General features: G+C 71.4%; 9 protein-coding genes. 8 read left to right on the top strand and 1 reads right to left on the bottom strand.

Annotated elements, in window-relative coordinates; genetic code table 11:
- The first annotated feature begins 82 nt into the window (after positions 1–82).
- The 8 genes from ADK36_RS12975 to ADK36_RS12940 all read left to right on the top strand — a co-directional run bounded on the left by ADK36_RS12975 (position 83) and on the right by ADK36_RS12940 (position 9275).
- Entirely contained in the window at positions 83–1492 is a 1410-nt protein-coding gene (locus ADK36_RS12975) for an inositol-3-phosphate synthase (protein WP_234329752.1), read from the top strand.
- Positions 1489–2496, top strand: coding sequence for an SCO3242 family prenyltransferase (locus ADK36_RS12970; protein ID WP_053197536.1), 1008 nt, complete (start codon positions 1489–1491; stop codon positions 2494–2496). Before ADK36_RS12975 ends, ADK36_RS12970 begins: the two co-directional genes overlap by 4 nt.
- A complete protein-coding gene (locus tag ADK36_RS12965) occupies positions 2493–3470 on the top strand; it encodes a sugar phosphate isomerase/epimerase family protein (protein WP_053197534.1) in 978 nt (325 codons plus the stop codon). Before ADK36_RS12970 ends, ADK36_RS12965 begins: the two co-directional genes overlap by 4 nt.
- Positions 3471–3766: 296 nt before the next feature.
- The gene (locus tag ADK36_RS12960) at positions 3767–4462 is read left to right on the top strand and encodes an EboA domain-containing protein (protein WP_234329751.1); all 696 of its coding nucleotides are present in this window, start codon (positions 3767–3769) and stop codon (positions 4460–4462) included.
- A complete protein-coding gene (locus tag ADK36_RS12955) occupies positions 4462–5442 on the top strand; it encodes a TatD family hydrolase (RefSeq protein ID WP_078916014.1) in 981 nt (326 codons plus the stop codon). The genes ADK36_RS12960 and ADK36_RS12955 overlap by 1 nt, the downstream gene beginning before the upstream one ends.
- Positions 5443–5445: 3 nt before the next feature.
- On the top strand, positions 5446–6651 hold the full coding sequence (eboE, locus tag ADK36_RS12950; RefSeq protein ID WP_053197532.1) for a metabolite traffic protein EboE: 1206 nt from the start codon (positions 5446–5448) through the stop codon (positions 6649–6651).
- Positions 6648–8132: a nucleotide pyrophosphatase/phosphodiesterase family protein gene (locus ADK36_RS12945; RefSeq protein WP_078942524.1), complete on the top strand. Its 1485-nt coding sequence runs from the start codon at positions 6648–6650 to the stop codon at positions 8130–8132. Before eboE ends, ADK36_RS12945 begins: the two co-directional genes overlap by 4 nt.
- 84 nt (positions 8133–8216) lie before the next feature.
- The gene (locus tag ADK36_RS12940) at positions 8217–9275 is read left to right on the top strand and encodes a sugar phosphate isomerase/epimerase family protein (protein WP_053197530.1); all 1059 of its coding nucleotides are present in this window, start codon (positions 8217–8219) and stop codon (positions 9273–9275) included.
- 93 nt (positions 9276–9368) lie between these two features.
- Here the strand turns inward: ADK36_RS12940 and ADK36_RS12935 are convergent, their stop codons facing one another.
- Entirely contained in the window at positions 9369–10760 is a 1392-nt protein-coding gene (locus ADK36_RS12935) for an OFA family MFS transporter (RefSeq protein WP_048579338.1), read from the bottom strand.

The following is a 10760-nucleotide window of genomic DNA, read 5'->3' as shown; positions in this document are numbered from 1 at the left end:
CCTCCCCCCGGGTTCGCGCACGACAAGCACGACAAGCACGACAAGCACGACAAGCACGACAGGTACGACAAGGAGGCTGCCCATGTCCGCGTCCCTCTCCCGACCGCGTGTGGGGGTGTGGCTGATCGGGGCACGAGGCTCCGTCGCCACCACCGTCGTCACGGGCTGCGCCGCCGTCACCGCGGGGCTGCACCCGCCCACCGGCATGGTGACCGAGACCTCCGCGTTCACCGACAGCGCCCTGCCCGCTCTCTCGGACCTCGTCTTCGGCGGCCACGACACCGTCGACTGCCCCCTGCCCAAACGCGCCGAGACCCTGACCGCAGGCGGCGTCCTCCCGCCGCGCGTCGCCACCGCCGTCGCCGCCGAACTCGCGGCTGCCGACCGGGAGATCAGGCCCGGCGGCCCCATCCGGGGGGACACCAGGAGCGAGGCCGAACTGATCACGGCTTTCGCCGACGACATACGTGACTTCGCGCACCGCCACGAGCTGGAGCGGACCGTCGTCGTGAACGTCGCCTCCACCGAACCCGCGTCCCAGGGCTGTCCCGACTCCCCGCTTCCCGCCAGCACCCTGTACGCGCTGGCGGCCCTGCGCGCGGGCTGTCCCTACGTCAACTTCACCCCGTCCGAGGGCATGCACCACCCCGTCGCCGCCCGCGAGGTCGGGCGCAGCGGCCTGCCCCACGCCGGCCGGGACGGCAAGACCGGGCAGACCCTGCTGCGGGCCGTGCTGGGCCCGATGTTCGCGCAGCGCGCCCTGACCGTCCGTGCCTGGTCCGGCACCAACCTGCTGGGCGGCGGCGACGGTGCCGCCCTCGCCGACCCGGCCGCCGCCGCGGCGAAGAACGCCGGCAAGGAACGCGTCCTCGCCGACACCCTCGGCAGCGTCCCCGAGGGCGAGGTCCACATCGACGACGTCCCGGCGCTCGGCGACTGGAAGACCGCCTGGGACCACATCGCCTTCGACGGCTTCCTCGGCACCCGCATGATCCTCCAGACCATCTGGCAGGGCTGCGACTCGGCCCTCGCGGCACCCCTGGTGCTGGACCTGGCCCGGCTCACCTCCCGCGCCCACGAGGCCGGCCTGACCGGCCCGCTCGGCGAACTCGGTTTCTACTTCAAGGACCCGGTGGGGGACGGACCGGCGAGCCTGGCAGCGCAGTACGCGGCGCTGACGGGACTGGGGGAGAGGCTCCGCCCGGCGGACGGCGTCGATGCCCTTCGGGGCGCGACGGCTCGGGGTGGAGTGTCCACGGCTCGGGGCGAGGCTGTTGCTCCGGGCGCTGGTGACTGCGAGGTTGCTGGGGAGGGTGTCGTTCGGGGTGCCGGTGACCGCGAGGTTGCTGGGGAGGGTGTCGTTCGGGGTGCCGGTGACCGCGAGGTTGCTGGGGAGGGTGCCGCTCAGGGCGCCGGTCACCGCGAGTCCGTCGAGAGGGCCGCCACACCGGCCGTCGATCCGGGCGAGCCCCTTCCGGGGGAGCGGCCATGAGCCGGGCCCGTGCCTGGGCCGAACTGCTCCGGCTCCCCGCCCTGTTCACCGTCCCCGGCGACGCCCTGAGCGGGGCCGTCGCGGCCGGGGGTCGGCCCAACCCCCGCACCCTGCTCGCCATCGGCTCCTCCCTCTGCCTCTACGAAGCCGGCATGGCCCTCAACGACTGGGCGGACCGCGCGGAGGACGCCGCCGAACGCCCTCACCGCCCCCTGCCCTCCGGCCGCATCCGGCCGGCCTCCGCCTTCACCGCGGCCTGCGCCCTGACCGCCGCCGGGCTCGGCCTGGCCGCCAGGGCCGGCCGCCCCGCCCTGGCGGTGGCCGCCCCCCTGGCCGCCACCGTCTGGGCATATGACCTCGCCCTGAAGCACACACCCGCCGGCCCCGTGGCCATGGCCGCCGCTCGCGGCCTCGACCATCTCCTCGGTGCCGCCACGACCGGCCGTCCGCGGGAGGCACTGCCCTCCGCCGCCCTCCTCGGCACCCACACCCTCGCCGTGACGACCGTCTCGCGCCGGGAGACCCAGGGCGGCACGGCCCTGCCGCCCCTGGCCGCCCTCGCAGTGACGGCCGTCCTCACCCTGCTCTCGACACGTGGCGCGCCGGGCACGAAGCGAGCCGCGTCGACCGGCGCCGGCGACAGGACCGCCACTGTCATCGCCACCGCCACCGCCACCGCCACCGCCACCGGCACCGGCGTGGGCGTGGGCATGGGCGCCGGACGCCGGACGCCCGCACACGACCGGGCCGGTCTCACCCTCGACAGGGTCCTGCCCACCGCCCTGGCCACCGTCTACGCCGCCACCGCCGGCCGCCTTTACACCCACGCCGCGCTCAACCCCTCGCCGCCCCTGACCCAGCGAGCCGTCGGCGGCGGCATCCGCGCCACCATCCCGCTCCAGGCGGTGCTCGCGGCCCGCGCCGGTTCCGGGCTCACCGCCTTGGCCATCGCCGCACTCGCCCCGATCGGCCGGAAGTACGCGAAGAAGGTGAGCGTCACATGAGCCTCCGGCCCCACCCGGCGCGGGACCCCGGCGGACCGGCCTCCTCCCGCACCCCACTCCGCTTCGGCTACGGCACCAACGGGCTCGCGGACCTCCGCCTCGACGACGCCCTCGCCCTTCTCGCCGACCTCGGCTACGACGGCGTCGGCCTGACGCTCGACCACATGCACCTCGACCCCCTCGCCCCGGATCTCGCCGCCCGCACCCGCCGCCTCGCCCAACGCCTGGACGCGCTCGGCCTGGGCGTCACCGTGGAGACCGGCGCCCGCTATGTGCTCGACCCGCGGCGCAAGCACGGCCCCAGCCTGCTCGACCCCGATCCGGACGACCGTGCCCGCCGCGTCGACCTGCTGATCCGCGCGGTCCGGGTCGCCGCCGACCTCGGTGCTCACGCCGTTCACTGCTTCAGCGGCATCACGCCCGCGGGCACCGATCCGGACACGGCCTGGCACCGTCTCGCCGATGCACTCACCCCGGTCCTGGAGGCCGCCACCGCAGCCGACGTCCCTCTCGCCGTCGAACCCGAACCCGGTCACCTCCTCTCCACCCTCGCCGACTTCCACCGACTCCGCCGCACCCTCAGCGACCCGGAACACCTCGGACTGACCCTCGACATCGGCCACTGCCAGTGCCTCGAACCCCTCTCCCCCGTCGACTGCGTGCGCGCCGCCGGCCCCTGGCTGCGCCACGTCCAGATCGAGGACATGCGCCGCGGCATCCATGAGCACCTCCCGTTCGGCGACGGCGAGATCGACTTCCCACCCGTGCTCGCCGCCCTCACCACCACCGGCTACCAGGGCCTGACCGTCGTCGAACTGCCCCGCCACTCCCACGCGGGTCCCCACTTCGCCGAACTGTCCCTCCCGTTCCTCCGCAGCGCCGAGGCCACGGCCGCCCGATCACCGATCCCTGTCCCAATCCCAGCCCCACTTCATGGCGATCCCTCCGCCACCCCTGAAGGGAGCACCTCATGACCCACCCCGGCACCACCCCGGCGACACCGGGAGCGGACACCCACCAGCACCGAACGGGCGCCGCGGCCAAAACCGGCGCAGAGAGCCGAGCCGGGGCCGACAGCCGAGCCGAGGCCGAAGGCAGAGCTGGCTCGGACACCCGAGCCGAGGCCGCAGGCGGACCGGGCACGGAGAGCCGAGCCGAGGCCCAAGCCGGACCCGGATCCGACACCCGAGCGGGAACCGATCGAAGAGCCGGCTCGGACACCCACGCGGGCGTCGAAGCCAGAACGGGCCTCGAAGACCTGGCAGGTGCCGTGCCCGCGCCGGACACCCGAGACACACCCCAGTCCCTCGCCCTCACCGCACCCGCCGACCTTCGCGCCCGCCTCGCCGCCCAACTCGGCACGGCCGCTCGCGGCTGGCTCCACCGGGCCCTGGAGGAGGCCGCCGCGCACCCTGGCACCCACGGGCCCATCTCCGTCTGGGAGTTGCGCATCGCCGAGGCCGGCCGTCGCTGCGGTTCCGAGCACGCAGACGCCGCCCGCGTTCTCATCCTGCACGCTGCCCACGCCGACGTGGACGCTGTCACCCGCGTCTACTTCCAGGGCACCGCCGCCGAACGCCGCGCCGTCCTGCACGCGCTGCCCCACCTCGTGCCCGGCCCCGACGCCGTCCCGCTCGTCGAGGACGCCCTGCGCACCAACGACACGCGACTCCTCGCCGCCGCCGTCGGCCCTTACGCCGCCCGGCACCTCGACTCCCACCAGTGGCGCCACGCGGTCCTGAAGTGCCTGTTCACCGGTGTGCCGGTCGACGCCGTGGCCGAGCTGGACCTCCGCGCCCACGGTGACGCAGAACTCGCCCGCATGCTGGGCGACTACGCCGCCGAACGCACCGCCGCGGGTCGCCCCGTCCCCGGAGACCTGCACCGCGTCCTGACCCTGACCGACCCCACAGCCACTTCGCCGGCCCCTGAGGGCACCCGCGGCACAGACGGCAAGGAGTCCTGATGCGCCTCTTCGACCCCCACATTCACATGACGTCTCGGACCACCGACGACTACGAGGCCATGCACGCCGCCGACATCCGCGCCGTCGTCGAACCCTCCTTCTGGCTCGGCCAACCCCGCACCTCCGTCGCCTCTTTCCTCGACTACTTCGACTCCCTTCTCGGCTGGGAGCCCTTCCGAGCCGCCCAGCACGGCATCGCCCACCACTGCACGCTCGCCCTCAACCCCAAGGAGGCGAACGACCCGCGCTGCGCTCCCGTCCTGGACGAACTGCCCCGGTATCTCGTCAAGGACGGGGTCGTCGCCGTCGGCGAGATCGGCTATGACTCGATGACCCCCGCCGAGGACACGGCCCTCGGCGCACAGCTCCAGCTCGCCGCCGACCACGAACTGCCCGCGCTTGTCCACACCCCGCATCGCGACAAGCTCGCGGGATTGCGCCGCACTCTCGATGTCGTCCGGGAGTCCGCGCTGCCCCCGGGCCACGTGCTGGTCGACCATCTCAACGAGACGACGGTCAAGGAGGCCAAGGACAGCGGCTGCTGGCTCGGCTTCTCCGTCTATCCCGACACCAAGATGGACGAGCAGCGGATGGTCGCGATCCTCCGCGAGTACGGAACCGAGCAGGTACTGGTGAACTCCGCGGCCGACTGGGGCAGGAGCGATCCCCTGAAGACCCGCCGGGTCGCCGACCTGATGCTGGCCGAAGGCTTCGACCCGGACGACGTCGATCTCGTGCTGTGGCGCAATCCGGTCGCCTTCTACGGGCTCAGCGGCCGCCTCAACCTCGACGTCGTGACACCGGAGGCGACCCACGAGGGCAACTCCATCCTCCGCGGTGCTCCGAAAGACCCCCAAGAATCGGCCGACGCATCGAGCGAGTCGTCCGAATCGGCCGACGCACCGCGCGAGTCGGACGCATTGGCCGCCGGACCGAGAGAGCGAGCCGATCCGGCCGGCGCACCGGCCACGGGGGCGTGAGCCATGCGCTTCCGCCACCCCGACGGCTCCACCGTCCATCTCGCCTACTGCACCAACGTCCACCCGGCCGAGACCCTCGACGGGGTCCTCGCCCAGCTCCGAGACCACTGCGAACCCGTCCGTCGACGGCTTGGCCGCGACCGCCTCGGCATCGGCCTGTGGCTTGCCAGGGACGCCGCGCACGCCCTCGTCTCCGACCCGTCCGCCCTGCGCGGCCTGCGCACCGAACTCGACCGACGCGGTCTCGAGGTCGTCACCCTCAACGGCTTCCCGTATGAGGGCTTCGGTGCCGAAGAGGTCAAGTACCGCGTCTACAAGCCGGACTGGGCCGACCCCGAGCGCCTCGACCACACCACCGCCCTGGCCCGCGTACTCGCCGGACTCCTCCCCGACGACGTCACCCAGGGCAGCATCTCCACCCTGCCCCTCGCCTGGCGCACCGCCTACGACGAGCGCCGCGCAGAGACCGCCTGCACCGCTCTCCTCACCCTCGCCGAACGCCTCGACGCCTTGGAGGAGTTGACCGGCCGCGACATCCGCGTCGGCCTCGAACCCGAACCCGGCTGCACCGTCGAGACCACCGGCGACGCCATCGCCCCGCTCACGCTGATCGGGCACCACCGCATCGGCATCTGCGTGGACACCTGCCACCTCGCCACCTCCTTCGAAGATCCGCACACCGCCCTGGACGCGCTCGCCGAAGCCCGCGTCCCCGTCGTCAAGTCCCAGCTCTCAGCCGCCCTGCACGCCGAACACCCCCATCTCCCCGAGGTCCGCGAGGCCCTTGCCGCCTTCGACGAACCCCGTTTCCTGCACCAGACCCGCACCTCCCTCGCTCTCACCCCCGATCGAGCCGGAGGGGCCCCCGTCGCCCCCGGGCTGCGCGGCACAGACGACCTCGGCGAGGCGCTCAAGGGCGACGCACTGCCCGACACATCTCCGTGGCGGGCGCACTTCCACGTCCCACTCCACGCGGCCCCCGCCGCGCCGCTCACCTCCACACTCCCCGTTCTCAAGGCCGCACTGACCCGGCTCGTCGGCGGCCCGCACCCGCTCACCCGCCACCTCGAGGTCGAGACCTACACCTGGCAGGCGCTACCGGCCGAACTGCGGCCCCGCGCCCGCAGTCAGCTAGCCGACGGCATCGCAGCCGAACTCACCCTCGCCCGCGACCTGTTGACGGATCTCGGCCTGAAGGAGCTGCCATGACCGCACGACCGGACTCGGCGGACCAAGTGGATCCGGCGGCCCCGGCAACCCCGGCCGCCTCACCACGTGGTCGCGCAGCACCCCGAGCCGGTGCCACCGCCAGGCACCGCCCCACCTCTCTCCTCGTCCTCGACGTCGTCGGCCTCACCCCCCGTCTCCTCGACCACATGCCCCACCTCAAGCGGCTCGCCCAGTCCGGCTCCCAGGCGCCGCTCGGCACCGTCCTGCCAGCCGTCACCTGCGCCGCCCAGTCCACCTTCCTCACCGGCACCCACCCGTCGGAGCACGGCATCGTCGGCAACGGCTGGTACTTCCGTGACCTCGGCGACGTACTCCTGTGGCGCCAGCACAACGGACTGGTCGCCGGCGACAAACTCTGGGACGCCGCCCGCCGCGCGCACCCCGACTACACCGTCGCCAACATCTGCTGGTGGTACGCCATGGGCGCCGACACCGACATCACCGTCACCCCCCGCCCCATCTACTATTCCGACGGGCGCAAGGAGCCCGACTGTTACACCCGGCCGCCCGACCTGCACGACGAACTCACCGAGAGGCTGGGCACCTTCCCGCTCTTCCACTTCTGGGGTCCCGGCGCCGACCTCGTGTCCAGCCGCTGGATCATCGACGCGACCCGCCACATCATCCGCACGCGGCACCCCGATCTGACCCTGTGCTACCTCCCTCATCTTGACTACGACCTACAGCGCTTCGGCCCCGACGACCCGCGCTCACTGAAAGCGGCCGCCGACCTGGACGCCGCCATGGCCCCGCTGCTGGACGACGCCCGCGCGGAGGGCCGTACCGTCGTCGCGCTGTCCGAGTACGGCATCACCCGCGTGAGCCGCCCCGTCGACATCAACCGCGCCCTGCGGCGGGCAGGCCTGCTTGAAGTGCACACCCAGGACGGCATGGAGTACCTCGACCCGATGGCGTCACGCGCCTTCGCGGTCGCCGACCACCAGGTCGCCCACGTCTACGTACGCCGACCGGAAGACCTCGACGCGACCCGGGCTGCCCTGGACGGGCTACCCGGCATCGAGCAACTCCTCGACGACGAGGGCAAGAAGGCCCACCATCTCGACCATCCGCGTGCCGGCGAGCTGGTCGCCGTAGCGGAGCCGGGCGCCTGGTTCACGTACTACTACTGGCTGGACGACGTCCACGCGCCCGACTTCGCGCGACTCGTCGAGATCCATCGCAAACCCGGCTACGACCCGGTCGAACTCTTCATGGATCCCCTCGACCCCTACGTCAAGGTCAAGGCTGCGACCGCGCTCGCCCGCAAGAAGCTGGGCATGCGTTACCGGATGGCGGTCGTGCCTCTGGATCCGTCACCTATTCGCGGCAGCCATGGCCGCATTCCCGCGAGCGACGAAGACGGTCCGCTCCTCATTTGCTCCACCCCCCGCGCTGTCGGCGACCGCGTCGCGGCCACCGATGTGAAGTCACTTCTGCTCCAACTCGCCGGTCTCGGCTGAGTGGTCAGCCCGCTCAGTTCCGACTGATCACAAGTGAAGCACTCACCACTGACAACGGCCTTCGATCACAGGGAGTTCCCAGGCATGAGCCGCTTTTCCCAGACGGATCCCGAACTCACCCACCGCCTCACCAGACGAGGCATGCTCGGCGTGGCTGCGGGCACCACGGCCGCCGCCCTGCTCGGGACCGCCGCAGCCACCGCGGCCGCCGCCCCCGGCACTGCGTCCGCCACCGACACGGCATCCCGCGGCGCCGGCCGCGGCCGCCCCGTCCTCCCGCCCGGCCGCCTCGGCATTCAGCTCTACAGCCTGCGCGACAAGGTCTCCACGCTCGGCTTCGCCCCCGTCTTCGCCGAGTTGGAGAAGTACGGCTACGACGAGGTCGAGTTCGCCGGATACACGCAGGGCTCGGCAGGACCCATCACCCTCGCGCAGCTGAAGCGGCTGGCCCGGAACCACGGCCTGAACCCGATCGGCAGCCACGTCGGCTACTACTCCAACGATCCGGGCGCCTACACCTTCGCCCAGAACCTCACCAAGGTCCTCGACGACGCCCAGGCCCTCGGCCTGAAGCACATAGGCACCGCCTCCGGGCCGTTCCGCTACGGCTCCACCGTCGACGCCTGGAAGCGCGCCGCCGAGGAGTTCAACACCTACGGCGCGGCGGCGAAGGCGCGCGGCATGAAGTTCTACCAGCACAACCACTCCGAGGAGTTCTCCTTCGCCACCGACAACCCCAAGGTCCGCCTCTACGACGTGCTGCTCGCCGAGACCGACCCCGACCTCGTCTACCTGGAGATGGACATCTTCTGGGCGTACTCGGGCCAGTTCCGCTTCTCGAAGCGGCCCGACGGATCAGCCGCCCCCTTCGAGCCGCTGGACTATGTACTGAAGCAGCCGCACCGCTACCCGCTGTTCCACGTCAAGGACGGCGTGAGCGACCCGACCAACCAGTACGGCTACGACATGGTCGACGTCGGCGACGGCGACATCGACTACAAGCGGTTCATCTCCGCCGTGACCAAGATCCGCGGACAGCGGTTCGCCCACCACTGGCAGGCGGAACACGACAACCCGACGGACTCCTTGACGTTCGCACGCCGTTCGAGCGAGCACCTGCACTCGCTGCGGGAGAAGTGCTGACGGTCGTCGCACGGACATGAGGAGGCCCTCCCCGAAGTGGGGAGGGCCTCCTCACATGCGCGATGTGCGCGATACACACGACATGCACGACTGTCAGCGCGCAGGATGCGGAACCGTCATGCTCCGCCCCGGCTGTCGCAGCAGCAACGCGATCGCCGCCGCCACCAACGACACGCCGCCGGCCAGCGCGTACGCGCCGTCATAGCCCCAGGCCGCGACCACCATGGAGCCCAGACCGCCGCCGAACAGGCCGCTGATCAGCTTGCCGCTGTAGACCAGACCGTAGTTGGTGGCGTTGTAGTTCTCCCCGAAGTAGTCCGGGGTAAGCGCCGCGAACAGCGGGTAGAACGCGCCGCCGCCGAAGCCGGAGAGGAAGGCGAAGAACAGGAACAGCCACTCGCTCCTGAGGTCGCCCGCCCAGATCACACCGAACTGGGCCAGACCCAGCACGACGATCACGAACACCAGCGTCGACTTACGGCCCCACCGGTCGGACAACCAGCCCACGACACCGCGGCCGATGCCGTTGATGACCGCCATCACGCCCATCGACGACGCCGCGACCAGCGGGCCGAAGCCGACCTCCTTGGCGTAGTCGACCTGGAAGGAGATGCCGAAGATCGACACTCCGGCGGTCAGGACGACGGACAGCCACATCAGTGGCAGCATGCCGGTCCTGATGGCCTCCTTCGGCGTGTACTGCTTCACCGCCGGGGGGTTCTTGGCGAGGCTCGCCGCGTTCTTCCGGTCGCCCGAGTACGTCAGCGGATCGACCTCCGCGGGCCACCAGTTCTTCGGGGGGTCCTTGAAGAAGAACGCGCAGCCGAGGACGACGATCATGATGTAGCAGCCGATCAGGTCCAGCACCCGGTGGTAGTTCGCGGTGTCGAACCCGTAGTTGAAGATGAAGATGAACGGCAGCGATCCGTACGCGAACCCGCCATTGACGAACCCGGTCCGGGCGCCGCGCCGTTCGGGGAACCACTTGCCGACCATGTTGATGCAGGTCGCGTAGATCAGGCCGGCGCCGATGCCGCCGATGACGCCGAACCCGAGGATCGCGAGCCAGACGTTGTCCAGGTGCGACAGGGCGAGGAAGCCAAGCAGGCACAGGCCGGAGCCGAGGTACATGGCCGTGCGGGCCGTCAGGATGCCCTTCTCGCGCAGCCAGCCCGCCGGGAAGGCGATACCGGCCTGGAAGAACACCCAGACGCTGAGAATCCAGAACGTGTTGCTCTGCGTCCAGCCGTGCGCGTGGGACAAGGTGTCCTCCGCGGAGCCGTACGCGTATTCGAAGACGCTGATGGCCATCATGGCGATCCACGGGAGATACACCATGATCTTGCGGGAGTGGCCGAGGATGTCGCGGTCGGTCTCGCCGACGCGATAGACGCGCCCGCGCGCGTCGGTCACCTCACGGTAGGGACGGTGTGCGGCGTTGGACGGTGCGGACGAACTGCTTGCTGCGTACGGATCTGCCGTCAT

The organism is Streptomyces viridochromogenes, from assembly GCF_001270495.1.
GTDB lineage: Bacteria > Actinomycetota > Actinomycetes > Streptomycetales > Streptomycetaceae > Streptomyces > Streptomyces viridochromogenes_A.
Note: the sequence above shows the minus strand (reverse complement) of the source record. Positions and strands in the feature narration are given on the sequence as shown.